Below are 24,731 nucleotides of genomic sequence, written 5' to 3'. Positions count from 1 at the left end.
CGCCGCGCCGGTTGCCGCGACGAGGATCCCTGTCCGGATCTGGGACAGTTCGCGACCGCTCCTCCCGCCGAAGATGGAGATAGCACATCTCGTCGACTGCGTGAAGGAGGAACGAGAGTCGTGAACACCACAGACGAGCCGTTCTTCAGCTGGAACACGAGGCGAATGATCCTGCGCACCAACGGATGTCCGTTCCTCGATCAGGCGGGGATCGACTCGGGCGGTCCCGAACTCGTATCGGACGTGCCGCTGACGGTCGGAACCCGGAGAGGGCGTCTGCTCACCGTCGTGGACGACGACGAAGAGCACGTGGCACTGGTGGTGGGCGACGTGCAGCAGCGGCATGATGTGCCGGTTCGCTGGGTGGTCGCGGAGGGCCTGCTGATCGAGGGGAGCCGCAGCCGGCTCGACGCGGAGATCCTGTTGCCCGTGTCGGAGGCCCCCGCGGTTCCGGTACCGAATGTGCGGCGCCTCGCGGACCATCGGAGCCGGTACAGCGGGGCGGTGCATGCCCTCCTCGTGCATTCCGGTGCCGTGTCCGTCACCGTCGAATTCGGCCCGGCGTCGCTCCGGGCTGCGCCGCAGCTGGACCGCTCCGCGTGAACCGTGCGATCGACCCTCGGACGGGCCGATCGCGAACCACGTGCATTTCGGGCGCCGGAGGGCTTTGATGTCGGTATGAACGGCAGGACCGGCCCCGACCCGGTACGCGTGGCGGTCGGTGCCGCCGCGACCGTGGGCGACGGGATTCGTCGCATGCTCCTGTTCGGTGTCGACGCGGCACGTCGTCTACCGGGTGTGGACCCCGCGCTCGTCGCGCTCGAGGCGCGCGGCGCCGAGACCCTGCGCGCCGGGGACGAGATCGCGGACCGGTTGCTGCGCGCTGTGGTGCGCCGGGTGGTGAGCGCCGCGCTGGACGAGGTCGACATCACCGCCGTCGTGCGGGACCACGTCGACCTCGATGCCGTCGCCGAGGGCGTCGACGTCGAGCGGATCGTCGGTCGGGTGGACCTGGACGCGATCGCGGCGCGCGTCGACATCGCACCGATCCTGGACCGCGTGGACATCGACGCGGTGGCGGAACGGGTGGACGTGGGCGCGATCATCGATCGGGTGGACCTGGATGCGGTTGCGGCGACGATCGACGTGGGCGCGATCATCGATCGGGTGGACCTGGATGCGGTTGCGGCGACGATCGACGTGGGCGCGATCATCGATCGGGTCGACCTGGACGCCGTCGCCGCGACGATCGACGTGGATGCGATCATCGGGCGAGTCGACCTCATCGGCCTGGCGAACGCGGTGATCGAAGGCGTCGACCTGCCGACCATCATCCGCGAGTCGACCGGGTCCATGTCCACCGAGGCGATGCGCGGCGTGCGCAGCCAGGGTATGCACGCCGACGATGCGGTATCCGGGTTCGTCGGCCGGTTGTTCGGGCGCGCCGAGATCCCGGAAGAACCGGCATGAGCAACCGGGAACCATCCCACCGACCCGCCGGAATCGTCACGAGGGGCATCGCCGCAGCCATCGACCTCGGCGTGGTCCTGACCGTGATGGGCGCGATCTATCTCGCCGTGGTACTCGTGCGGTTGCTGTTCTCGCCGCAGGAGTTCTCCTTCCCCGACGCACACGTTCTGCTGTCCGTCGGTGTGTTCGTCGGTGTCGCGTCGCTGTACCTGACGGTGTCCTGGGCCACCACCGGTCGCACGGTCGGCGCGGTGGTGATGGGGCTGCGGATGGTGAGCCGCAACGGCGACCTCGTCGGATGGGTCCGGGCGGGGCTGCGCGCCGGGCTGTGCGTGATGTTCGGGTTCGGGCTGCTGTGGGTGGCGGTGGATCGCCGCCGCCGGTCCCTGCAGGACATCCTGCTGCGCACCAGCGTCGTCTACGACTGGAAACCCGACCTGCATCTTGCCGAGGCCGAGAGGTGACGTCGCGTCCGTCACACGTGTCTGGGCATACTCGAACCCGGCCGGATTCGTAGACGGGTAGGAGTTCGTGGTGTCGCAGGGTCTGAAGTTGGGGTACAAGGCGTCGGCGGAGCAGTTCGGGCCGCGGGAGCTGGTGGAGCTGGCGGTGCTGGCGGAGGAACACGGGATGGATTCGGCGACGGTGTCGGATCATTTCCAGCCGTGGCGGCACAACGGGGGGCATGCGCCGTTCTCGTTGGCGTGGATGACCGCGGTCGGCGAGCGCACCTCGCGGCTGCAGTTGGGGACCTCGGTGCTGACCCCGACGTTCCGGTACAACCCGGCGGTGATCGCGCAGGCGTTCGCGACGATGGGGTGCCTGTATCCGGGGCGGGTGATGCTCGGGGTCGGCACCGGGGAGGCGCTCAACGAGATCGCCACCGGGTATGCGGGGGTGTGGCCGGAGTTCAAGGAGCGGTTCGCGCGGTTGCGGGAGTCGGTGGCGTTGATGCGTGAGTTGTGGACCGGGGAGCGGGTGGATTTCGAGGGCGAGTTCTACAGCACCCGGGGGGCGTCGATCTACGACGTGCCCGCCGGCGGGATCCCGGTGTACATCGCGGCGGGGGGTCCGGTGGTGGCGCGGTATGCGGGCCGGGCGGGGGACGGGTTCATCTGCACCTCGGGTAAGGGGATGGAGCTCTACACCGGGAAGTTGTTGCCGGCGGTGGCCGAGGGTGCGGGCAAGGCCGGGCGGGACGCCGGGGCGATCGACAAGATGATCGAGATCAAGATCTCCTACGACACCGATCCGGAGCGGGCGCTGGAGAACACCCGGTTCTGGGCGCCGTTGTCGCTGACGGCGGAGCAGAAGCACAGCATCGACGATCCGGTGCAGATGGAGGCGGCGGCCGATGCGCTGCCGATCGAGCAGGTGGCCAGGCGGTGGATCGTGGCGTCGGATCCGGACGAGGCGGTGGAGAAGGTCGCGGCGTATGTCGACGCGGGGCTGAACCATCTGGTGTTCCACGCGCCGGGGCACGATCAGCGGCGCTTCCTCGACCTGTTCGAGCGCGACCTCGCGCCGCGCCTGCGCGCGCTGGCCTGACGCGGCTGCGCCGCCGGTGCGTCCTTTGGGCTGTTCCAGCCGCCCGAAGGACACACCGGCGACGACGTCGCCTGTAGGTCAGGCGGTCCCGCCGCGCAGCGTCTCGGACGGGCTGGCGCCGAACTTGCGCCGGTACGCGGCGGCGAACCGCCCGGTGTGCATGATGCCCCAGCGAAGGGCGACATCGGATACCGTTGCACTGGAATCGCTTCGGGACAGATCGGTGTGCACCCGCTCGAGCCGGACGTCGGCGAGATACTCCATCGGCGTCATGCCGACGCACTCGCGGAAGCCCTGCTGGATGCGGCGGACGCTGACGCCGACGAGCTCGGCCATCTCCGCGGCGGTCCACGGGCGCGCCGGATCCTGCTGGACCGCGTCCACCACCCGTTTGACGATCCGTGGCCGCACCCCGGTCGGGCCGTCACCGTCGTCCGGTGCGGCGGCGAGCACGAGCGCGGTCGTGACGGCGCGGCAAAGTTGTTCGGCCACCTGGACGCTGCGCAGCAGGACGTTGTCCCGCAGCGACTCGTCGGCGACCGCTCGGACGAGGCGCAGCCAGTCGGCCCCCGCTCCCGCCCGCAGATCCAGCTGCGCGGGCAGCTGCCTACCCGGACGGGGGAGCAGGCGGTCCATCTCGCGCTGCATGTAGTCGCGGTCGACCTTGAACCCGATGATCTCGCACGAACTGCTCCACCGGGTGATGACGGTGGGGGTGTCGGGAGGGCAGACCGTCGCCAGCCCGGGAGCCGACACGACCTCGTCGCGGCCGACGGCGGTGACCAGGTGCCCGGTCAGGGGGATGTTGATGCCGTACGCGCCGGGATGCTCGGAACGGATCGACACGTCCACGCCGAAGCCGATCCGCGCCAGCCGCGCGGCGCCGAGCTGGGTCGATTCCAGCGACGTGCGGGCGGCGGGCCCGCGGCTGAGGAGCGTCAGCTGGTGCGGGAAGTACGCCTGGGACACCACGTCGTGCACTTCGTCCCAGTCCGTGAAGCCGCGGCTTTCCGGTGCTCGCATTCGCCCTTCCAACCCTCCCAACTGGTGCCGTGCCGGTATGTAGGCAGCTCCCCACGCTAGCACCGTACTGTGACGACAGTCACGTGCCGCCCGGATGATCCGGTGCGTTCCGAGCCCGCTTCGCAATGCGGATCGCACCTTCGCAATGCGGATCGACGGGGTGTGATCCGGGTCATACGTTGGTTCTCGTTCCGGATCGACCTGCGATCGCACATCGTGCAGAAAGGCGGTCTCCTCATGGACCAGCGAGCAATTCGCAACATCTTCGGTCAGTTCGCCAGCGGGGTCACTGTGGTCACGTGCGCCAACGCCGAGGGCGCTCCGCACGGGGCCACGGTCACGGCCTTCACCGCCATCTCGCTGGAGCCGAGGTTGTGCCAGGTGACGCTGACGCGGACGTCGAAGGCGTGTGGCTACCTCGACGACGCGCCGTTCGCCGTGAACATCCTGGCGGCCGACCAGCTCTCCACCGCACTGCATTTCGCCGGCAGACCGCAGGCCGTCGCGCCGACATGGGACGACACCGGAATCGCACCCGCCCTCCTCGGCAACGCGGCCACCCTGATCTGCCGCCCGTGGGCCGAATACGACGGCGGTGACCACGTCATCTTCGTCGGCGAGATCGTCGACGCCTCCGTCGACGCCGAGAAGGACCCGCTCCTGTTCTTCCGCAGCACCTTCCACGACCTCGGGGACCGGTCCGGCTCGACCGCGTGGAACGGGTGCCTCGACGATCCGCACAGCGGATGGTTCGACGCCACCACCACATTCACCCCACTGCCCTCGCAGCTCGCCCGCACTGCCTCCTGACCCCGCTCCCACCTCTTTCGAAGGGAAGACCATGACCACCACCGAAGCAGCCCCCGCTACCGGCACCGTCGACCGGTCGAAGGTGAACGTCGCCGCGGACCACCCGGCCAATCAGCAGCAGACCTTCGCCTCGCGGCCGATGACCGGCGACGAGTACATCGCGTCGATCGACGACGGTCGCGAAATCTACCTGCACGGCGAGCGCGTCAAGGACTTCACCAACCATCCGGCGTTCCGCAACTCCATCCGCATGACGGCGCGCCTCTACGACGCGCTGCACACCGGCGAGCACGTCGGCACCCTCACCGCCCCGACCGACACCGGCAACGGCGGGGTGACCATGCCGTTCTTCCGCACCCCGAAGTCCGCCGACGACCTGCGAGCCGACCGCGACGCCATCGCCACCTGGGCGCGGATGACCTACGGCTGGATGGGCCGGTCCCCCGACTACAAGGCCTCCTTCCTCGGCACCCTCGGCGCCAACGACGAGTTCTACTCGCCGTTCCAGGACAACGCCAAGCGCTGGTACCGCGAGTCGCAGGAGAAGGTCCTGTACTGGAACCACGCGATCATCAACCCGCCGGTGGACCGGTCGCTGCCGCCGGACGAGGTGGGCGACGTGTTCATGAAGGTGGAGAAGGAGACCGACGCGGGCCTGATCGTCTCCGGCGCCAAGGTCGTCGCCACCGGCTCGGCGATCACCAACTACAACTTCATCGCCCACTACGGCCTGCCGATCAAGAAGAAGGAATTCGCCCTGATCTGCACGGTGCCGATGGACGCGCCCGGCATCAAGCTGATCTCGCGGGCCTCCTACAGCCAGAACGCCAACGTCGTCGGATCCCCGTTCGACTACCCGCTGTCCTCGCGCATGGACGAGAACGACGCGATCTTCATCTTCGACAAGGTGCTCGTGCCGTGGGAGAACGTGTTCATGTACGGGGACGTGGAGAAGATCAACAACTTCCTCGGCGGCTCGGGCTTCCTCCAGCGCTTCACGCTGCAGGGTTGCACGCGCCTTGCGGTCAAGCTCGACTTCATCGCGGGCCTGCTGATGAAGGCCCTCGACGCGACCGGCGCCGGCGGTTTCCGCGGGGTGCAGACCCGTGTCGGGGAGGTCATCGGCTGGCGCAACCTGTTCTGGTCGCTCACCGACGCGATGGTCAACAACCCGGAACCGTGGATCGGCGACACCGTCATCCCGAAGCTCGAGTACGGCCTGACCTACCGGATGTTCGCGATGCAGGGCTACCCGCGCATCAAGGAGATCATCGAGCAGGACGTCGCCTCGGGCCTGATCTACCTGCCCTCGTCGGCGGCGGACTTCAAGAATCCCGAGGTGCGCCCCTACCTGGACAAGTACGTCCGCGGCTCCGACGGCATCACCGCCGTGGACCGGGTCAAGGTCATGAAGGCCCTGTGGGACTCGATCGGCTCCGAGTTCGGCGGCCGCCACGAACTGTACGAGCGGAACTACGCCGGCAACCACGAGAACGTCAAGGCCGAGCTGCTGTTCGCCGCAGAAGGCCGTGGGGACGTGTCCGCCATGAAGGGCCTGGCCGAGCAGTTCATGAGCGAGTACGACCTCGACGGCTGGACCGTGCCCGACCTCGTCGGCAACGACGACGTGTCCCATTTCCGCCGTGCCTGACCACTTCCCGGGAGACACCATGACCATCACCGAAAACCCCACCGCTGCCGCATCCGGCAACGCCGCCACCGACAAGTTCAAGGGCGAACGCTGCACCGCCGACACCTCACCGGAGCGTCTGTCCGCCATCGCGACCGAAGCCCTCGCGGGATTCGGCGCGCTGATCCGGAAACATGCCGTCACCTACGACGAGTACCGCGTGCTCAAGCAGTGGCTCATCGACGTGGGCGAGGGCGGCGAGTGGCCGCTGCTGCTGGACGTGTTCGTCGAGCACGAGATCGAGGACGTCAACTCTCGGAGGTTCCGCGGCACCAAGGGCAGCATCGAGGGGCCGTACTACGTTCCGGGCGCACCGGAACTACCGGCGCGGTGCACACTCCCGATGCGCGACGAGGATCGCGTCCACCCCCCGCTGGTCCTGCGCGGACAGGTCACCGACCTCGACGGCCGGGGCCTCGGCGGGGCCCGGATCGAGATCTGGCACGCCGACGACGAAGGCTACTACTCCCAGTTCGCCCCGCACCTTCCGCAATGGAATCTGCGCGGCACCGTCGTCGCCGACGCCGAGGGCCGCTACGACATCACCACCATCGAGCCGGCTCCGTATCAGATCCCCACCGACGGGCCCACCGGGCAGTTCATCGAGGCAGCCGGATGGCACCCGTGGCGCCCGGCGCACCTGCACCTGCGGGTGACCGCACCCGGCAGGCAGCCGATCATCACCCAGCTGTACTTCGCCGGTGGTGAGTGGCTCGACGACGACGTCGCGACCGCGACGAAACCGGAACTCGTCCTCGAACCACAGGTCGACGACGCCGGCCGCAAGGTGGCCACGTACGACTTCGCGCTCGACCCGCTCGCGGACTGACGCGGCTGCGCCGCCGGTGCGTCTTTTGGGTTGCTCCCACCGCCCAGAGGACGCACCGGCGCAGCGTTAGGGTGTGAGCCATGAGCGCCGCCGCCGAGTCCGTGTCGAGTATCTACATCGCTGCGCCGGAGGGCGACACCGGCAAGTCCACCGTCGCGCTCGGCCTGCTCCAGGCGCTGTGTGCCTCCGCCGCCCGGGTCGGCGTCTTCCGCCCCATCGCCCGCTCCGACGGCGACACCGACTACATCCTCGAACTGCTCCTCGAACGCATCACCGTCGACCTCGACTACGACGAGTGCGTCGGCGCCACCTACGACGACGTGCATGCCGATCCCGAGGCCGCCCTCAGCGAGATCGTCGTCAAGTACCACGCCGTCGCGGACCGGTGCGACGCCGTCGTCATCGTCGGCAGCGACTACACCGAGATCGCCAACCCCAGCGAGCTCGGCTACAACGCGCGCATCGCCGCGAATCTCGACGCGCCCGTTCTGCTCGTGTTGCGCGGCTCCCGGCGCACCCCCGACGAGGTGGCGCAACTGACCAGCGTGTGCACGGCCGAACTCGCCGCCCAGCACGCCCACCTGACCGGAATCGTCGTCAACCGCTGTCCCTCCGACCGGCTCGACGAGATCGCCGCGGCCGTCGGGGACCGGGGTGTGCCGCTGTGGACGCTGCCGGAGGTGCCGATCCTCGTCGCGCCGACCATGGGCGAACTGCTGACCGCGATCGACGGCGAACTCTACAGCGGCGATCCCGAGCTGCTGCACCGCGAGGCGCTGCGCGTCATGGTCGGCGGCATGACCGCCGAACACATCCTCGAACGCATCACCGAGGGGGTCGTGGTGATCGCCCCCGCCGACCGCTCCGACGTGCTCCTCGCCCTTGTGAATGCCAATGCCGCCGAAGGATTTCCGTCGCTGGCCGGCATCATCATGAACGGTGGGCTCCTGCCGCACCCGGCGATGGCGCAACTCGTCGCCGGACTCAGGCCCAGCCTGCCGATCCTGACGACCACCCTGGGGACGTTCGACACCGCGTCGGCCGCCGACCGGACGCGCGGCCGCATGGCGCTCGGCGCGCACCGCAAGATCGACACCGCCGTCGCGCTGATGGAACAGCACGTGGACACGGATCGGTTGCTGAGCCGCCTCGACGTGCCCCGGCCGTCCGTCACGACCCCGCAGATGTTCGAGTACCAGCTCATCGACTGGGCCCGCCGTCAGCGCCGGCACATCGTGCTGCCCGAAGGCGACGACGACCGGATCCTGCGCGCGGCGGGCCGCGTCCTGCAACGCAAGATCGCCGACCTGACGATCCTCGGCGACGAGACGCAGGTGCGGCGCCGGGCGGCCGAACTCGGGGTGGACCTGAGTGCGGCGACCGTGCTGGATCCCAGGTCGTCCGAACACGCCGAGCCGTTCGCCGAGGAGTATGCCCGGCTGCGTGCCCACAAGGGGATGACGATCGAACGCGCCCGCGAGATCATGAGCGACATTTCGTACTTCGGCACGATGATGGTGCACCTCGGCGTCGCCGACGGCATGGTCTCCGGTGCCGCGCACACCACCGCGCACACCATCCGGCCGTCCTTCGAGATCATCAAGACCGAACCCGGCGTGTCCACGGTGTCGAGCATCTTCCTCATGTGCCTGTCGGACCGGGTGCTCGCCTACGGTGACTGCGCGGTGGTGCCCGATCCCACCAGCGATCAGCTCGCCGACATCGCGATCTCCTCCGCCGCCACCGCCGCCCGCTTCGGCATCGAACCGCGCGTCGCGATGCTGTCCTACTCGACCGGCGAGTCCGGTTCGGGCGTCGACGTCGACAAGGTCCGCGCCGCCACCGCCCTGGTGCGCGAGCGCCGGCCGGACCTGCCGGTGGAGGGACCGATCCAGTACGACGCCGCGATCGAACCGTCGGTGGCCAGCGCCAAGCTTCCCGACTCGGAGGTCGCCGGCCGGGCGACCGTGTTCATCTTCCCGGACCTCAACACCGGCAACAACACCTACAAGGCCGTGCAGCGCAGCGCCGGAGCCGTGGCCGTCGGTCCGGTCCTGCAGGGCCTGCGCAAGCCCGTCAACGACCTGTCGCGTGGGGCGCTGATCCAGGACATCGTGAACACGGTGGCGATCACCGCCATCCAGGCGCAGGAGGCCGGCGAATGAGCTCCCAGACGGACGGCACCGTGCTGGTGCTCAACTCCGGCTCGTCGTCGATCAAGTTCCAGCTCGTCCACCCCGAGACCGGAGACTCGGTGGCGCACGGGCTCATCGAGCGGATCGGTGAGCCCGAGGGCAGGGTCGTGTTCCACCACACCACCGGCACCGAGGAACACGTCGGTCCCATCGAGAACCACCGCGCCGGACTGCGGATCGTCCTCGACTGGGTGGAGGCGCTGGGCCGCCCCCTGCGCGAGGCCGGCATCATCGCCGTCGGCCATCGCCTCGTACACGGCGGCGAGGTGTTCCACGAGCCGACCCTCGTCGACGACGACGTGGTGCGCACCGTGAAGGAACTGGCCGTTCTTGCGCCGCTGCACAATCCGGCGAACGTCATCGGCATGGAGGTCGCGCGGGAGGAACTGCCCGGCATTCCGCACGTCGGGGTGTTCGACACCGCGTTCTTCCACGCACTGCCCGCCGCGGCCGCCACCTACGCGATCGACCGGGACGTCGCCCGGGCGCACGGCATCCGGCGGTACGGCTTCCACGGGACGTCGCACCAGTACGTGTCCGAGCGCGCCGCCCGGTTCCTCGGACGTGAACTGTCGGAACTGAACCAGATCGTGCTGCACCTCGGCAACGGTGCGTCGGCCTCCGCGATCGCCGGCGGCCGGCCCGTCGACACGTCCATGGGGTTGACCCCGCTCGAAGGACTCGTCATGGGAACCCGGTGCGGCGACATCGATCCCGGCGTGCTGCTGCACCTCAACCGCAGCGCCGGGATGGACGTCGATTCCATCGACGATCTGCTCAACCGGCGCTCCGGGCTCAAGGGCCTCTCAGGGGTCAACGACTTCCGCGCCCTGCTGCGGCTCGTCGCCGAGGGCTCCGAGGACGCGAAGCTCGCCTACGACGTCTACGTGCACCGCCTGCGCAAGTACCTCGGCGCGTATCTCGTCGAACTGGGCGGCGTCGACGTCGTCGTGTTCACCGGCGGGGTGGGAGAGAACAACGTCGACGTCCGCCGCGACGCCCTCGCCGGCCTCGAGCGTCTCGGCATCGCCGTCGACGAGACCCGCAACGCCGCCTCCGCACGCGGCGAGCGGCGCATCTCGGCGGACACGTCGCAGGTGGAGATCCTCGTGATCCCGACCAACGAGGAGCTCGCCATCGCGCGGGCGGCCGCGGCGCTGGTGTAGGCCGAAGGGGGCGAGGGCGCGACATCGTACAGGTGCCACTCCCGAAGGCCGCCCCCTCGAGGTGGTACCTGTGGACAGCTCCGAGTTGTCCACAGAGTGGCGTGAGCGGGCTTTCCCGGCCGCGGCGCGACCAGCATGCTGCGCGCATGACTTTCTCCGGTCGACCCTTCCTCGGCACGGAAGCTGTGGCTTCGGGCCGGGTCACTGCTCACGATCTGCGCTGCCGGTTCGATCGCATCCATCGCAATGTGTACGTATCGAAGGGCACCGTGCTCGACGCGGTCGGCCGTGCGCACGCGGCGTGGCTGTGGTCGGGACGGAAAGGCGTACTTGCCGGCATGTCGGCCGCGGCGGTGCACGGCACCAGATGGATCGACGACGAAGTGCCCCCAGAGTTGGCGTTCGGTGCTCACGTGCGGGCGCCCAAGGCAATCCTCGTGCGGAAGGCCGACCTGGCCGCACACGAGGTATGCACGATCGGCGGCTTGATTGTCACGACCCCGGCACGCACCGCGTTCGATCTCGGTCGCGCGCTCGGCTTCGACCACGCCGTGGAAACCCTGGACGCCCTGTGCAACGCCACGGGGTTGCCGGTGACGGACGTATTCGACGTGGCGGCAAGTCGCGGAGCCGCCAGGGGCGTGGCACAGCTCCGGCGCGTGCTGGCCGTCGTCGACGGTGGAGCCGAGTCTCCACCCGAAACGCGAACTCGCCTCCTGCTCGTTCGACACGGGCTGCCTGCGCCCGAAACGCAGCTGATCATCCGAGACGGCTCCGGACGATTCCTGGCGAGAGCGGACATGGGATGGGGACGGTGGAAGGTGATCGTCGAATACGACGGCGAGCACCACTGGACGGACCGGCGGCAGCGAGCGCGGGACATCGATCGATATGCGGTCCTCGAGGAGAACGGTTGGAGAGTTGTGCGGGTGGGCGCCGTGCTCCTCAGGGAACGGCCGCACATCGTTGTCGAACGTGTCCGCCGAGCTTTGGACGCGGCTGGTGCCCGTTGGTGACGCGCGAGGGGGCGGTTGTCGGGAGTGCTACTCGCCCGATGTCTTCATAACGACCCCTTCAACGTTCGGCGCGGAGACGGGCTACAGGATGCTGCGGGGGCGGATGGCGTTGGCCAGGTCGACGAGGGTGTAGCGGTGCGTGCGGGCGGGGGCGTTGCGGGCGAGGGCGCGCAGGCCGGACTCGGTGCCGGCGCGAAGTCCCTTCTCGGTGAAGGGGACGTCGAGGATCGGGTCGAGTTCGCGGCGGGCGGAGTGGCCGGCGCGCACCCAGTCGAGCGCCGTCGACAGCACCAGGGTGCGCATCTGCAGGAACCGGCTCTCGTCGGGCGACAACGTCCCCACCCGGCGCGCGGCCTCGCGCAGGTCGGCTTCCTCGAGTTCGTCGATCGGCCTGTCGTGCAACAGGATCAGCACCGTGGTCATGCGGGCGACGGCGTGGTGCCGGGAACTCGCAGGCACCTGGTCGAGCGCCGCGATCGCACCGGCCCGGTCGCCGCGGCGGGTGAGCTGCCGGGCGAGGCCGAACGCCGCGCTGACCACGTTGTGGTCGGTGCGCCACACGGTGCGGTAGTAGCTCTCGCAGAATCGGCGCCAGGCCTCGGGATCGTCGCTCTCCCAGTGCTGCAGAATGAGTTCCGCGGTTGCGGCGAGCGCCAGCTTGGGTGCGGTCTCGCCGGGCATTGCCGCGAGTACCTTCTCGAATCTGCCGAAGGAGGACTCGAATTCGCCGTTGACGAGTTCGGCCAGCCCGGCGTACCAGTCGATGCGCCAGTCCGCGCCGAGGTCGCGTTCGAGCTTGCGCAGGATCTCCGCGGCGCGGGTGCCGTGGCCCAGGTCGAGATGGGCGCGCACCTCCGCGAGGGTGATCTCGCGGGAGAACGAGACGTCCGCGGTGCCGACGACGCGTTCGAGCCCGTTGTCGCGCGCGTGCCGCAGCGAGTCGAGGGTCTGCTGGGGCTCGCTGTGCACCGCGGCGGCGAGCAGCGCGGCGCTCGGATCGTTGGGGTCGAGCAGCGGCACCGGTAGCGCCGCCGCCACGTCGCGGGCCGAGAGGTTCTCGTCCCGCGCGACGCCGTCGACGATCGAATCCGTGCGTCCGACGGCCTCGTCCGTCCCGAACGTCGTCCGCTGGCGGCTGAAGACCGACGACAGGCCGGGATGCTCCTCGCCGGTCTGCTGCGACAGGATCTCCCGCAGGACCCCCGTCAGCTGGCTCGCCATCTCGTCGGCCGACCGGAACCGCTGCTGCGGATCGGCGTCGGTCGCCCGCAGCAGCAGCCGGTGGTACGACTCGTACTCCGCCAGCAGCGGTGCCTTCTCGGGGGTGGGCAGGCCGTCGGCCAGGCGGCCCTGCTGCCACGGCATGTCGAGGGTGAGCACGGCCAGGGTCCGGCCGACGGTGTAGATGTCGGTGGCGACGGTCGGGCCCGTGCGCACGATCTCCGGCGCCTGGTAGCCGGGCGTGCCGTACAGGTAGCCGTAGTCCTCGACGCCGGTGACGGCCCCGAGGTCGATGAGCTTGAGCTGCTCCTCGGTGACCATGATGTTCTCGGGCTTGAGGTCGTTGTAGACGAGTCCGATCGAGTGCAGGTAGCTCAGCGCCGGCATGATCTCGAGGACGTACGCGATGGCCTGTTCGACGGGCATCCGGGCCGGCTCGGGACAGCTGTCGAGCACCTCGCGCAGCGAATGCCCGCCCACGTATTCCATGACGATGTAGCCCATCGGGGTGCCGTCCGGGCGCGGGTGCTCGATGAAGTTGAAGATCTTCACGATGCTCGGGTGCGTCACCTCGGCGAGGAACTGCTTCTCGGCGACGGCGACGGCCTGCGCCTCGGCGTCGCCCGAGTGCAGCAGGCCCTTGAGCACGACCCACCGGTCGCTGACGTTCCGGTCGACGGCGAGGTAGATCCAGCCCAGCCCGCCGTGCGCGAGGCAGCCCTGCACCTCGTACTGCCCGCCGACGATGGCGCCGGGCGGCAGCATCGGGACGAACTCGAACGGGGTGCCGCACGAGGGGCAGCGCCCGGAGGTGGGGCCCGGTCCGTTCGGCGTGCTGCGGCCGACCGGCTTGCCGCACTTCCAGCAGAACCGCTTGCCCTCGGCCACGTGCGGATCCGGGAGCACCACGGAGGCCGGGTCGACGGGTGCGGGGACCGGGATGTCCACGAGCCCGGCGAGGCGCCGCCGCGAGGGCACGCGCGGCCGGGACCGCCGCGACGACCGCTGCGACGGGACGCTGCCCCGGGAGGGGGCGCTGCGCTGGGCGGCGGGTGCGGTTTCCGGCGGGGCGCTGCGCTGCGTCGCGGGTCCCGTCTCCGGCGCGGCGCTGCGCTCGGTGGCGGGCCCGCCGTCCGGCGGGGCACTGCGCTGCGTCGCCGCGCCCGGGTCGTGTTCGGTGTCGGACATGCGGCCTCTCAGTCCACGTACGTCGGGGTCGGCGGCGCCGGGGCGGGTCCGAGGACGAGGAGCCAGCGGTTGTAGAGCTGCGTCCACGTCCCGTCGCGACGGATCCGCTCGAGGGTGCCGTTGACGAACCGCACCAGGTCCTCGCGGCCCTTGGCGATGCCGATGCCGTACGGCTCGCTGCCGATCGACGTCCCGACCAGCTCGAGGTACGGATCCTGCGAGGCGAGGCCGGCGAGGATCGTGTCGTCGGTGCTCACCGCGTCCACCTGACGCTGCTGCAGCACCACGAGGCAGTCCGCCCACGTCGGGACGGTGAGGATCGCCGCGGACGGCTGCAGCCGCCGGAGGCGGTCGAGCGACGTGGTTCCCTGCACGACACACACCCGCCGGCCCGCCAGGTCGGCGACGTCGCGGACGTCGGACCCCTTGACCACCAGGACGCGCTGCTGGGCCCGGAAGTAGACGGTGGAGAAGTCGACCCGTTCGCGGCGGGCACACGTGATCGTCATCGTCTTGGCGACGATGTCGACGGTGGAGTCCTGCAGCGCCTGCTCGCGGTCCGCGGAACTGAGGATCCGGAAGTCGAGCAGGTCCGGGCTGCCGAGCAGGTCCCGCGCGATCTCCCGCGCGACGTCCACGTCGAATCCGGTGATCCGGCCGGTCGCCGGATCCCGGAAGCTCATCAGGTTGCTGCCGGTGTCGAGCCCGACGACGAGCCGGCCGCGCGCCCGGATCGCGTCGAGGGTCGGTCCGGTCGTCGCGCCGTCGGGACGCAGACCGGCGGTGGGGTCGCCGCAGTCCGGTTCCGGGGGGACGGGCGCCGCACTGGGCGCGACGGTGGCGCGTTCCGGCAGGGGCGGCTCTGTGTAGGACGGGTCCGGGTCGGCGAGGATCTCCGGCGGTGAGGTCGCGCAGCCGCCCGTGAATGCGGCGACGGCGACGACCGTCGCGGCGACGAGACGACGCACGTTCACCGGTACTCCCGCAGGCGCGGCCACAGCCCGACGACGATGCCGAGCAGCGCCAGCCCCGTCAACGCCGTCGTGGCGGGGGCGAGCGCGGACAGGGTCTGCGCGGCGCGGTCCTCGTTGCCGCGCAGTTCGGCGCGGGCGAGGTCGATGCCGCGTTCGAGGGCGCGGTCGAGGGTGGCGAACTGGGCGACGGCCTCGTCGGGACCGGGACCGGTCGCGAGGATCGCGGCGGCCGGGAAGTCCCCGCGGTCGAGCGCGGCCTGCATGCGATTGTGCGACGCCAGCCATGCGGTGCGTGCCTCGGCGGCACGCACGGCGGGATCGGTGACGATCTCCACCTCCTCGCCGGACGCATACCCGGCGAGCAGCTCGCCGAGCCGGGACATGCTCTGGTCGAACGTCGCGTCGTACTCGCCGGTGGCGTCGCGGCGCACGAGCTGCAGGGTCTCCGCGGTGCGTGCCTGCTGCGCGAGGATGCGGCTGTCGGTGAACACCCCGAGCGGCTCGGCCCCGTGCACGATCGCCCGCTCGGTCGCGCTCGACGAGATCAGTCCGGCCACGAGCAACCAGCACAGCAGGATTCCCGTCGCCGCGATCGACAGCAGCAGACCGGGATTGAGGGTGCGACGGCTGATCCGGGAGATGATGACGTGCACCGCGGTGAGCGCGACGACCGTCACCAGCAGCAGACCGATCGACGTCCACGGTGGCTGCACCGACGCGCGCTGCGTCGACGAGACCGCCGAGACGCTCTGCGTGTACAGCTCCTGCGCCATCGGCAGCAGCGCCGACTGCATCAGGTTTGACGCCTCGCCGAGATAGGCGGCACCCACCGGGTTGCCGACGCGGTTGTTCGCCCGCGCCGTCTCGACCAGGCCCGTGTACACGGTGAGGCGTTCGGCGATGCCGGACAGCAGCCGGGTGCCCGCACGGTCGCCGGTGGGAATCCCGCCGGCGGCGGCGACGAGCTGGGCGGACGCCTCGCCGACGGCCTGGGCGTAGCGGTCGCGGACCTCCTTCGGCTCGATGCCGCCGGAGATGAAGCCGGTGGCGGCCGCCGCGTCCGCGACCGACAGTGCGCTGTAGAGGTTCTGTGCGGCATCGGCGAGCGGTTCGGTGGTGGCGAGCAACCGATCGTGGGTGGCCTTGCGGCCGGTGACCGTCTGGCCCGCCGCGACCCCGGAGACGAGGAGGAGCACGGCGAGCAGCACACCGAGGGTGACGAGCTTGGCGGGGGTGGAGCGCAGCAGGTCGCGCACCTCGTCGGAGGGGCCGGCGTGGGCGGTCGCGGCGGCCGGCACGTCGTTACGCTGGAGGCGACTCCCCACCGCACCGAGCGTGGGGGTCACGCGCACGTCCACGAGAGCACCCCTTCCGATGTGGCACTGTGTGTGGCGAGCATATAAGCAGTAACGGGATGTTGTTGCCGTCCGAGGACGGTGGACGCCCGGCTCGCGGTCGGCGGTCGGGCGGCAGGGAGGCGGACGCGATGCGAGGTGACGGGGACGGCTGGGCCGTGGGACCCGACGGTGATCGCCGGTGGGGCAGATTCGGCGCGGCCGGACTGCTGCTGCGCGCGCCGCTGCCCGACGGCACGCCGGCCGTGTTGCTGCAGCACCGCGCGGCGTGGAGCCATCAGGGCGGCACGTGGGCGCTACCCGGCGGCGCCCGCGACAGCGACGAGAGTCCCGTCGCCGCGGCCGTGCGGGAAGCGAACGAGGAGACCGGGATCGACCCGGCGGCGCTGAGCGTGCGCACCGAGCGGGTCACCTCCGGGGTGGCCGGGGGGTGGACGTACACGACGGTCGTCGCGGACACCCCGAGCCCGATGGAGACGACCCTCAACGGGGAGAGCACCGAACTGCGCTGGGTGCCGGAGGCCGACGTCGAGACCATGCCGCTGCACACCGGGTTCGCGGCGGCCTGGCCGGACCTGCGGACCCGTGCGGTGCGGATGCTGCTCGACACCGCCAACGTCCTCGGGTCGCGGCCGACAGGCTGGTGGCGTGACCGCCCGGGCGCCACCGCACGACTGCTCGCGGAGCTGGCGGAGGCGTTGCCCCGCACCGTCGAGCTGCCCGACGGGTGTTTCGGCTGGGTGAGCCGCATCGAGGCGGTCCTCGAGGGGCAGGCCCGCGCGGCGGTGATCCACGACGACCGGACCCCGGTGCACACCGCCGTCGGCAGCGGGGACGACGAGCTGGCCTCCCTGGCGACGGGCACGTCGGCCGTGCTGGACCAGGTGCTCACCGTGGTGGTGACGGCCGACCGGGGACTGCGCGCCCGGCTGCCCGGGGACGTGCCGACCCTGTCGCCGTCGACGGTCCTGGGCTGGCTCTAGCGGACTGCCGGCCGGCGGGCCGGCTCCAGCGGACTGCCGGACGGCTGGCCGGCTCCAGCGGACGGTCAGCCGGGCAGCGCGGCTTTCAGCGCCGCCGCCGCGGCCCGCGGATTCGGTGCCGCGGTGATGGCCCGGACCACCGCGATGCGGGTGGCGCCGGCGGCGAGCACCTCGGGCAGCCGCTCGGCGTCGATGCCGCCGATCGCGAACCACGGCCGCTGCGGCTGCGACCGGGCCACCTCCCGCAGTACCTCGAGTCCCGCCGGGGTGCGCCCCGGCTTGGTGGGGGTGGACCACACCGGCCCGTGGGCGAAGTAGTCGACGCCCTCCTCGATGTCGGACAGGCTCGCCTGCGCGCGGCTGCCGGTGGACCGGCCGATCACGATCTCCTCGCCGAGGATCTGCCGGGCGTACCGCACCGGCAGGTCGCCCTGACCCAGGTGCAGGATGTCGGCGCCCGCGGCGAGCGCGATGTCGGCACGGTCGTTGACGGCCAGCAGCGCACCGTGCCGGCGGCACGCCGCCGCCAGCACCTCGAGTGCCGCGAGTTCCTCGCGGGCCTCGAGCGGGCCGAACTTCTTCTCGCCCGCCGAACCCTTGTCGCGGAGCTGGACGATGTCGACTCCGCCCGCGAGGGCCTCCTCCGCGAATCGGGCCAGGTCTCCGGTGTCGCGACGGGCGTCGGTGCACAGGTAGAGCCGGGCCTGCGCGAGGCGTTCCCGGGGGGCGGGATGGTTGCCGCGGTAGGTAGTCACGGCGAAGACGGTAGTCTCTGCACTGAACGAATCGACACGGGAGTCCCGGGGATCGCGGGGCTGAGAGGGGGCCTGCCGGCCCCGACCGTCAGCACCTGAACCGGATCATGCCGGCGCAGGGAGTGAGGTGGACGAACTGTGGGAACCGTATCCGTCGTCGGCGGAGGCGTGATCGGGCTGTCGATCGCGTGGCGCGCGGCCCGTGCCGGCTGGACCGTGACCGTGCACGACCCGTCCCCGGGGGCGGGGGCGTCGTGGGTGGCCGGCGGGATGCTGGCACCGTTGTCGGAGGGCTGGCCGGGGGAGGAACACGTCCTCGAACTGGGCGCGGCGTCGCTGGCCCGCTGGCCGGAGTTCGGCGCCGAGCTGTTGCGGGAGACCGGACTGGACCTGTTCACCGCCGACGCGTCGCTGACCGTCGCGCTGGACGCGGCCGACGCGGCCGATCTGCGCACGATCGCCGAGTGGGTCTCGGCTCAGGGGCACGAGATGCGCGTGCTCGGTCGCGCCGAGGTGCGCGAGCTCGAGCCGTCGCTGGGGCCGCGCATCCGCCTGGGCCTGCTGGCCCCGGACGAGCTGGCCGTGGACAACCGGATCCTCGTCGATGCGCTGCGGCGGGCCGTCGCCGAGGCCGGTGTGGCCTTCGTCGATGTGCCGGTGCGCGACGTCGCGGACCTGGACGCCGACCGGGTGGTGCTCGCGGCGGGCGCGGCGTCGGCCCGCCTGTGGCCGGGCTTGCCGGTGCGGCCGGTCAAGGGGGAGATCCTGCGGTTGCGGACCCGCCCGGGTGCGGCGCCCGCCCCGCACCGGACGGTCCGCGGCAGTGTGCACGGCCGGCCGGCATACCTGGTGCCGCGCGCGGACGGCCTCGTCGTGGGCGCGACCCAGTACGAGGCCGACGACACGCAGGTCACCGTCGCGGGGGTGCGGGACCTGATCGCCGACGCCGAGGCGCTGTTCCCGGCGATCGGCGAGTACGAACTGCACGAGGCGAGCGCCGGGCTGCGGCCCATGAGCCCGGACAATCTGCCGCTCATCGGCCGGCTGTCCGAACGGGTGATCGCCGCGACCGGGCATGGCCGCAACGGGGTGCTGCTGACCCCGGTCACCGCGGACGCGGTGGTCGCGGAGCTCGCGGACGAACCCCTCGCTGTCTCGAAACATGCTGATCCACAACGATTTTCGAAGGGGAAAAGGTCATGAACGGTGCGCCGACGGTGGGTGTCACGGTCAACGGGGAGGAGCGCTGGTTCGCGCAGGCGCCGACGATGGCCGAACTGCTCAGTGAACTCGGTCTGCCCGACAAGGGCGTCGCCGTCGCCGTGGACGGTGCCGTGTTCCCGCGGGGGCGCTGGTCCGAACGCGTCGAAAAGGGCTGGCAGATCGAGGTTCTCACGGCGGTGCAGGGTGGCTGAGCACAACACCGGCCGCGACCCCGGCCACGACCTGCCGCCGCTGACGATCGCCGGGCGGACCTTCTCGTCGCGGCTCATCACCGGCACCGGTGGGGCCGCCAACCTCGCGGTGCTCGAGGAGGCGCTCGTCGCCTCCGGCACCGAGCTGACCACCGTGGCGATGCGCCGCGTGGACGCGGCGTCCGGGACCGGCGTGCTCGATCTGCTGCGCCGCCTCGGCATCGCGCCGCTGCCCAACACCGCCGGCTGCCGCGGCGCCGCCGAGGCGGTGCTCACCGCCCGACTCGGGCGCGAGGCCCTCGGGACGGACTGGGTCAAGCTCGAGGTCATCGCCGACGAACGCACCCTGCTGCCCGACGCGATCGAACTCGTCTCCGCCGCCGAGCAGCTCGTCGACGACGGGTTCGTCGTGCTGCCCTACACCACGGACGATCCGGTGCTGGCGCGACGGCTCGAGGACGTCGGCTGCGCCGCCGTGATGCCGCTCGGCTCGCCGATCGGGACCGGACTGGGCATCGCCAACCCGCACCACATCGAGATGATCGTCGAGGCCGCCGGGGTGCCGGTGATCCTCGACGCCGGCATCGGCACCGCCTCGGACGCCGCGCTCGCGATGGAACTCGGGTGCGACGCGGTGCTGCTGGCGACCGCGGTGACGCGGGCGAAGGACCCGGCGCTCATGGCGTCGGCGATGCGGCACGCCGTCGAGGCGGGCTTCCGGGCCCGGCACGCGGGCCGCATCCCGAAGCGGTTCTGGGCGCAGGCCTCCTCGCCGCTCGAACCGTAGGGCGACCCGAGGGAACGGTGACCGGGTGGTCGCTCGACGTGCGTGTGGTGCCGCACGGGCCGCGGCACCACACGCGCCGTCAGGCGGCGGAGAGCAGCCGTGCGAGGGTGGCTCTTCCCTCGGGTTCGAGGGGCAGCAGCGGCGCTCGGGGATCCCCGACGTCCGAGCCGAGGATGCCGAGGCCCGCCTTGATCGTGGTGGGGAGGCCGCCGGCGACGATGAACTCGAGCAGGGGCCGCAGTTCGGCGTACAGGGCCTGAGCGCGGGCGAGGTCGCCGTCCTCGACGGCCGTGTACAGCGCGAGACACGGCTCGGGCCGCAGGCACGGCGCGGCGGTGCACCAGCCGGACGCCCCGGCCCTCAGCGCCTCGAGCACGAGCGGGTTGCTGCCGTTGTAGAACGGCAGGCGGCCCTCGCTGAGCTCGGCGATGCGCTGCATCCGGGACAGATCGCCGGTGGACTCCTTGACCATGGTGAGGTTGTCGATGGTGTCGAACATCGACACCAGCAGTTCCGGGCTCATGTCGATGCCGCTGGTGGCGGGGTTGTTGTACGCCATGACGGGAATGTCGATCGCCGCACCGACGGCGGCGTAGTGGCAGGCGATCTCGCGATCGGTGAGCTTCCAGTACGACACGGGGAGCACCATGACGGCCGAGGCGCCCGCCGTCTGCGCGCGACGGGCCCGGCGGACGGTGTTCGCCGTCGTCAGGTCGGACACTCCGACGACGACGGGGACGCGGCCGGCGACGGCGGCGATCGTGGTGTCGAGAACGGTGTCGAACTCCTTCTCGGTGAGATAGGCGCTCTCGCCGGTACTGCCGAGTGGGGCGACGGCGTGCACACCGTCCCCGACGAGACGGTCGACGAGCGCGGTGAGCGCGCCGGTGTCGACCGTCGCATCGGCGCCGGAGGTGAACGGGGTGATCGGGTAGGCGATGATGCCTTCCAGTGTGGTCAAGGCAGAGAATCCTTTTCGTCTCGTGAAAGCAGGGGCGAGCAACCTCGCCGGGGGCCGGTGGGCGCTCAGCCGGCGATCGCGTCCGGGTGCCGGGCCAGGGCGCGACGTGCGTAGTAGGCGAAGTTGGCCTGGCTGCGTTTCGGGGTGAGGGTCCAGTCGTGCGCCTCCCGCGCGAGCCGGTCCGGAAGTTCGGCGATCGTGCCGGCCGCCATGGCGGCGAGTTGCAGCTCGGCGCCGCGTTCGATCAGCACGGCGAGCGAGCACGCCTCCTCGATGCCGGCCCCGGCGACGACGTGGCCGTGGTGGGCCAGGAGGATCGCCTTCTTCGAACCGAGCGCGGCAGTGATGATCTCGCCTTCCTCGTTGCCGACCGGCACGCCCGGCCAGGCGGGGAGGAAGGCGCAGTCGTCGTAGAGCGGCGCGATGTCCATCTGGGACACCACGAGCGGGACTTCGAGCATGGACAGTGCGGCGACATGGAACGGATGGGTGTGGACGATGCACTGCACGTCGGGGCGCGCGCGGTAGATCCAGCTGTGGAACCGGTTGGCGGGATTGGCCATCCCGGAGCCGTCGAGAACCTGGAGATCCTCGTCGACCAACAGCAGGTTGTCCTCGGTGATCTCGTCGAACCCGAGGCCCAGCTGCTGGGTGTAGTAGGTCCCCGGTTCTTCGGCGCGGGCGGTGATCTGGCCCGCCAGGCCGGAGTCGTGCCCGGCGTCGAACAGGATTCGGCAGGTCAGGGCGAGCTTCTGGCGCGTCGTCCAGCCGGACTCCGCAAGGTGGGTCCGCATGCGGGCCTGGGCCTGGTGCATCAACTCCGCTTTCGTAGCGGTGAACGTCCCGGACATCGATCGGCCTCCTCGATCTCGACTGTGGTGGACACGAGGGAGACTATAGGACACTTTGTGTCATGTACAACTACTTTCGTCGGGAGAGCCCTCGACAGGACACTTTGTAGACTCGCCGTGTGAGGGGTGACGACGGAAGGACGGGGCCGTGACCGCGCTGGTGCGAGCGTTACGCAAGGAGCGGGGGCTCACGCTCGAGGCCCTCGCGGCGCAGACCGGGTTGACCAAGAGCTACCTGTCCAAGATCGAGCGCGAGCGCAGCACACCGTCGATCGCGGTGGCGATGAGGATCGCCCGCGCCCTCGACGTCGACGTCGGGCAGCTGTTCGCGGACGACGCGTCGCGTTCGCGGATGACGATCGAGCGCGCCCCCGCCCGGGCCGGGGCGGACCGCTACCACCCCGTCGCCGCGGGAATGCTGGGGAAAGCGATGTCCCCGTTCGTCGTCCGGCCCGGACGCGACTTCGCCGACGACCCGCACCCCGAGCACAGCGGCCAGGAGTTCGTGTTCGTCGTCTCCGGATCGATCGAACTCGACCACGGGGGGACGATCGTCACCCTGGACGCCGGCGACTGCGCCTACTTCGACGCCTCCCTCGATCATCGGCTCCGCAGCACCGGCCCGGTGGACGCCGAGGTCCTCGTCGTCGCATGCAACGACAACCACTGATCGAGACGCCTGCAGGACCGTAGGGCGACCCCGCGCGGCGCGATCCGCCCGAATCGGGCAGGCTGTGGGTCATGATCGAAGTGACCGGACTGACGAAGACCTTCGGTTCCACCGTCGCCGTCGACGATGTGACGTTCACGGTCCGGCCGGGGATCGTCACCGGATTCCTCGGCCCCAACGGCGCCGGGAAATCCACGACGATGCGGATGATCCTCGGCCTCGACCGGCCCACCGCCGGGACCGCGCTGATCGACGGCGTCCCCTACCGGCAGCTGAAGCGGCCGCTGCGGACCGTCGGGGCGCTGCTCGACGCGCGCTGGGTACACCCGAACCGGTCGGCGCGGGCACACCTGCGCTGGCTCGCCGCGTCCAACGGCCTGCCGAACTCGCGGGTCGAGGAGGTGCTCGCGCTCGTCGGCCTGACCGAGGTGGCCGACAAGCGCGCGGGCGGTTTCTCGCTCGGCATGTCGCAGCGGCTCGGACTGGCCGGTGCCCTGCTCGGCGACCCGAAGGTGCTGCTGTTCGACGAGCCCGTCAACGGCCTCGACCCCGAGGGCATCGTGTGGATCCGGCGGTTCATGCAGGCCCTCGCGACGGAGGGCCGCACCGTGCTCGTGTCGAGCCACCTGCTGTCGGAGATGGCGCAGACCGCCGACCACCTGCTGGTGATCGGCCGGGGCCGGCTCATCGCGGACACGTCCGTCGCGGAGTTCGTCGAGCGGGCGTCGGAGGCGACGGTGCGGGTGCGCAGCCCACAGCTCGACACGCTGCGGACGGCACTGACCGGGCAGGGCCACACCGTCCGGGACGACGAGGGCGCGCTGATCGTCAGCGGCGTCACCACCGCGCAGGTGGGTGAGGTCGCAGCTGCGCACTCGGTGGTGCTGCACGAACTGGCGGGCCAGAACGCGTCGCTCGAGGAGGCGTTCATGAAACTGACCGGAGACGACGTGCAGTACCAGGGAGCCGTGGCCGGGGGCCCGGCTGTGCAGCCGATGAAGGGGGAGCTGCGATGAGCGTGGCCGTGGACAACGCCGGCACGACGAGCGTGGTCGTGGACACCGTCAAGGCGGAACGGATCAAACTGACCTCCACCCAGTCGCCGTGGTGGTGCACCGTCGTGATCGTCGCGCTGGGCCTCGGCCTCGCGGCGATCCTCGGCGCCGCGTCCAAGGCGAGCATGTCCGTCGACGAGGAGGTCGGCCGGTTCTACCCGACCGTCGACGTCGCGGTCAGCGGCGTCGCCGGCTTCGGCGTGCTCGTGCTGATGATCCTCGCGGCGCTGTCGGTGACCAGCGAGTACCGGTTCGGGGTCATCCGTACCACGTTCCAGGCCATGCCGAACCGCAGCGCCGTCCTCGTCGTCAAGGCGCTGCTGATCGGGGTGTTCGGCGCGGTACTGACCGGCGTGCTGGCCCTCGCCTCGTTCTATCTCGCCAAGGCCCTCGCCGGCCCGGAGGCCGGGCGGGACCTGGTGCTCGAGGGCGACGATGCGTGGCGGTCGATCTACGGCGTCGCGATCTACGCGCTGCTGTGCGCGGTGCTCGCCGTCGCGGTGGGGGCGCTGTTGCGCCAGTCCGCCGGCACCATCGCGCTGCTGCTGCTGTGGCCGCTGCTGATCGAGTCGCTGTTCGCGCTGTTCGGTTCGTTCGGCCGGCAGGTGCAGCCCTTCCTGCCGTTCGCCAATGCCAACCACTTCCTCGGCAGCGAGCAGGGCATCGACTTCCACTGGGGGCCGTGGGGTTCGCTGGTGTACTTCGCGGTGTTCGTCGCCGTGGTGTTCGCGGCCGCGCTGGTCGTGGTGAACCGGCGCGACGCGTGAGT

The 24,731-nt window shown here is 70.7% G+C and carries 24 protein-coding genes and 1 riboswitch; of the genes, 17 read left to right on the top strand and 7 right to left on the bottom strand.

From position 1 onward, the window contains the following. Positions 1 to 120 precede the first annotated feature (120 nt). From HFP48_RS20780 to fgd, 4 genes are all read left to right on the top strand, one after another. Positions 121 to 603: a hypothetical protein gene (locus HFP48_RS20780; protein WP_168579946.1), complete on the top strand. Its 483-nt coding sequence runs from the start codon at positions 121 to 123 to the stop codon at positions 601 to 603. A 75-nt stretch (positions 604 to 678) separates the two neighbouring features. Then, positions 679 to 1,470 carry a hypothetical protein gene (locus HFP48_RS20775; protein ID WP_043802318.1) on the top strand — a complete coding sequence of 264 codons (792 nt, stop codon included), beginning with the start codon at positions 679 to 681 and terminating at the stop codon, positions 1,468 to 1,470. Continuing rightward, positions 1,467 to 1,934: an RDD family protein gene (locus HFP48_RS20770; RefSeq protein WP_168579945.1), complete on the top strand. Its 468-nt coding sequence runs from the start codon at positions 1,467 to 1,469 to the stop codon at positions 1,932 to 1,934. The genes HFP48_RS20775 and HFP48_RS20770 overlap by 4 nt, the downstream gene beginning before the upstream one ends. 70 nt (positions 1,935 to 2,004) lie before the next feature. Further along, positions 2,005 to 3,018 (top strand): glucose-6-phosphate dehydrogenase (coenzyme-F420), encoded by a 1,014-nt coding sequence (fgd, locus tag HFP48_RS20765; RefSeq protein ID WP_168579944.1) that lies wholly within the window; start codon positions 2,005 to 2,007, stop codon positions 3,016 to 3,018. A 78-nt stretch (positions 3,019 to 3,096) separates the two neighbouring features. Here the strand turns inward: fgd and HFP48_RS20760 are convergent, their stop codons facing one another. Next, entirely contained in the window at positions 3,097 to 4,041 is a 945-nt protein-coding gene (locus HFP48_RS20760) for an AraC family transcriptional regulator (RefSeq protein WP_168579943.1), read from the bottom strand. 237 nt (positions 4,042 to 4,278) lie between these two features. Here HFP48_RS20760 and HFP48_RS20755 point away from each other — a divergent pair, with 237 nt between their 5' ends. The 6 genes from HFP48_RS20755 (at position 4,279) to HFP48_RS20730 (ending at position 11,747) form a co-directional block, all read left to right on the top strand. Beyond that, positions 4,279 to 4,851 (top strand): flavin reductase family protein, encoded by a 573-nt coding sequence (locus HFP48_RS20755; protein ID WP_168579942.1) that lies wholly within the window; start codon positions 4,279 to 4,281, stop codon positions 4,849 to 4,851. A 31-nt stretch (positions 4,852 to 4,882) separates the two neighbouring features. Then, positions 4,883 to 6,502 (top strand): 4-hydroxyphenylacetate 3-hydroxylase N-terminal domain-containing protein, encoded by a 1,620-nt coding sequence (locus HFP48_RS20750; RefSeq protein WP_029545350.1) that lies wholly within the window; start codon positions 4,883 to 4,885, stop codon positions 6,500 to 6,502. A gap of 19 nt (positions 6,503 to 6,521) precedes the next feature. Beyond that, a complete protein-coding gene (catA, locus tag HFP48_RS20745; protein ID WP_168579941.1) occupies positions 6,522 to 7,370 on the top strand; it encodes a catechol 1,2-dioxygenase in 849 nt (282 codons plus the stop codon). A gap of 80 nt (positions 7,371 to 7,450) precedes the next feature. Further along, a complete protein-coding gene (pta, locus tag HFP48_RS20740; protein WP_006938193.1) occupies positions 7,451 to 9,535 on the top strand; it encodes a phosphate acetyltransferase in 2,085 nt (694 codons plus the stop codon). Further along, positions 9,532 to 10,731: an acetate kinase gene (locus tag HFP48_RS20735; protein ID WP_006938194.1), complete on the top strand. Its 1,200-nt coding sequence runs from the start codon at positions 9,532 to 9,534 to the stop codon at positions 10,729 to 10,731. Before pta ends, HFP48_RS20735 begins: the two co-directional genes overlap by 4 nt. Positions 10,732 to 10,877: 146 nt before the next feature. Further along, the gene (locus tag HFP48_RS20730; RefSeq protein WP_065922264.1) at positions 10,878 to 11,747 is read left to right on the top strand and encodes a DUF559 domain-containing protein; all 870 of its coding nucleotides are present in this window, start codon (positions 10,878 to 10,880) and stop codon (positions 11,745 to 11,747) included. An 81-nt stretch (positions 11,748 to 11,828) separates the two neighbouring features. On the opposite strand, the gene HFP48_RS20725 is transcribed toward HFP48_RS20730, so the two are convergent. Genes HFP48_RS20725 through HFP48_RS20715 form a run of 3 tightly spaced genes read right to left on the bottom strand, consistent with a single transcriptional unit; the run spans position 11,829 to position 16,488 of the window. Beyond that, positions 11,829 to 14,156 (bottom strand): serine/threonine-protein kinase, encoded by a 2,328-nt coding sequence (locus tag HFP48_RS20725; RefSeq protein ID WP_029545346.1) that lies wholly within the window; start codon positions 14,154 to 14,156, stop codon positions 11,829 to 11,831. An 8-nt stretch (positions 14,157 to 14,164) separates the two neighbouring features. After that, complete coding sequence (locus HFP48_RS20720) at positions 14,165 to 15,130, bottom strand: glutamate ABC transporter substrate-binding protein (RefSeq protein WP_029545345.1); 966 nt, start codon at positions 15,128 to 15,130, stop codon at positions 14,165 to 14,167. Then, a complete protein-coding gene (locus HFP48_RS20715; protein ID WP_006938198.1) occupies positions 15,127 to 16,488 on the bottom strand; it encodes a hypothetical protein in 1,362 nt (453 codons plus the stop codon). The genes HFP48_RS20720 and HFP48_RS20715 overlap by 4 nt, the downstream gene beginning before the upstream one ends. A gap of 128 nt (positions 16,489 to 16,616) precedes the next feature. Here HFP48_RS20715 and HFP48_RS20710 point away from each other — a divergent pair, with 128 nt between their 5' ends. Next, positions 16,617 to 17,468: an NUDIX hydrolase gene (locus HFP48_RS20710; protein WP_006938212.1), complete on the top strand. Its 852-nt coding sequence runs from the start codon at positions 16,617 to 16,619 to the stop codon at positions 17,466 to 17,468. 65 nt (positions 17,469 to 17,533) lie between these two features. On the opposite strand, the gene thiE is transcribed toward HFP48_RS20710, so the two are convergent. Beyond that, positions 17,534 to 18,223 carry a thiamine phosphate synthase gene (gene thiE / locus HFP48_RS20705; RefSeq protein WP_006938213.1) on the bottom strand — a complete coding sequence of 230 codons (690 nt, stop codon included), beginning with the start codon at positions 18,221 to 18,223 and terminating at the stop codon, positions 17,534 to 17,536. 26 nt (positions 18,224 to 18,249) lie between these two features. Continuing rightward, positions 18,250 to 18,362: riboswitch (TPP riboswitch) on the top strand. On the opposite strand from thiE, the gene thiO reads away from it, so the two are divergent. From thiO to HFP48_RS20690, 3 genes are all read left to right on the top strand, one after another. Next, on the top strand, positions 18,362 to 19,426 hold the full coding sequence (thiO, locus tag HFP48_RS20700) for a glycine oxidase ThiO (protein WP_006938214.1): 1,065 nt from the start codon (positions 18,362 to 18,364) through the stop codon (positions 19,424 to 19,426). Its footprint overlaps the riboswitch before it by 1 nt. Continuing rightward, the gene (gene thiS, locus HFP48_RS20695) at positions 19,423 to 19,638 is read left to right on the top strand and encodes a sulfur carrier protein ThiS (RefSeq protein WP_029545344.1); all 216 of its coding nucleotides are present in this window, start codon (positions 19,423 to 19,425) and stop codon (positions 19,636 to 19,638) included. The genes thiO and thiS overlap by 4 nt, the downstream gene beginning before the upstream one ends. Then, complete coding sequence (locus HFP48_RS20690) at positions 19,631 to 20,425, top strand: thiazole synthase (RefSeq protein ID WP_006938216.1); 795 nt, start codon at positions 19,631 to 19,633, stop codon at positions 20,423 to 20,425. Before thiS ends, HFP48_RS20690 begins: the two co-directional genes overlap by 8 nt. Positions 20,426 to 20,504: 79 nt before the next feature. Here HFP48_RS20690 and HFP48_RS20685 read toward each other — a convergent pair whose 3' ends face one another. Beyond that, the gene (locus HFP48_RS20685; RefSeq protein ID WP_006938217.1) at positions 20,505 to 21,386 is read right to left on the bottom strand and encodes a dihydrodipicolinate synthase family protein; all 882 of its coding nucleotides are present in this window, start codon (positions 21,384 to 21,386) and stop codon (positions 20,505 to 20,507) included. 65 nt (positions 21,387 to 21,451) lie between these two features. Beyond that, positions 21,452 to 22,237, bottom strand: coding sequence for an aldolase (locus tag HFP48_RS20680; protein ID WP_006938218.1), 786 nt, complete (start codon positions 22,235 to 22,237; stop codon positions 21,452 to 21,454). A gap of 148 nt (positions 22,238 to 22,385) precedes the next feature. On the opposite strand from HFP48_RS20680, the gene HFP48_RS20675 reads away from it, so the two are divergent. The 3 genes from HFP48_RS20675 (at position 22,386) to HFP48_RS20665 (ending at position 24,729) form a co-directional block, all read left to right on the top strand. Then, on the top strand, positions 22,386 to 22,907 hold the full coding sequence (locus HFP48_RS20675) for an XRE family transcriptional regulator (RefSeq protein WP_006938219.1): 522 nt from the start codon (positions 22,386 to 22,388) through the stop codon (positions 22,905 to 22,907). 71 nt (positions 22,908 to 22,978) lie between these two features. Further along, positions 22,979 to 23,923 carry an ABC transporter ATP-binding protein gene (locus HFP48_RS20670; protein WP_006938220.1) on the top strand — a complete coding sequence of 315 codons (945 nt, stop codon included), beginning with the start codon at positions 22,979 to 22,981 and terminating at the stop codon, positions 23,921 to 23,923. After that, positions 23,920 to 24,729: an ABC transporter permease gene (locus HFP48_RS20665; protein ID WP_050035671.1), complete on the top strand. Its 810-nt coding sequence runs from the start codon at positions 23,920 to 23,922 to the stop codon at positions 24,727 to 24,729. Before HFP48_RS20670 ends, HFP48_RS20665 begins: the two co-directional genes overlap by 4 nt. The last annotated feature ends 2 nt before the right edge of the window (positions 24,730 to 24,731 follow it).

This window comes from Rhodococcus sp. DMU1 (assembly GCF_012272955.1).
GTDB lineage: Bacteria > Actinomycetota > Actinomycetes > Mycobacteriales > Mycobacteriaceae > Rhodococcus > Rhodococcus aetherivorans.
This window is presented reverse-complemented; position numbering and strand designations above follow the sequence as displayed.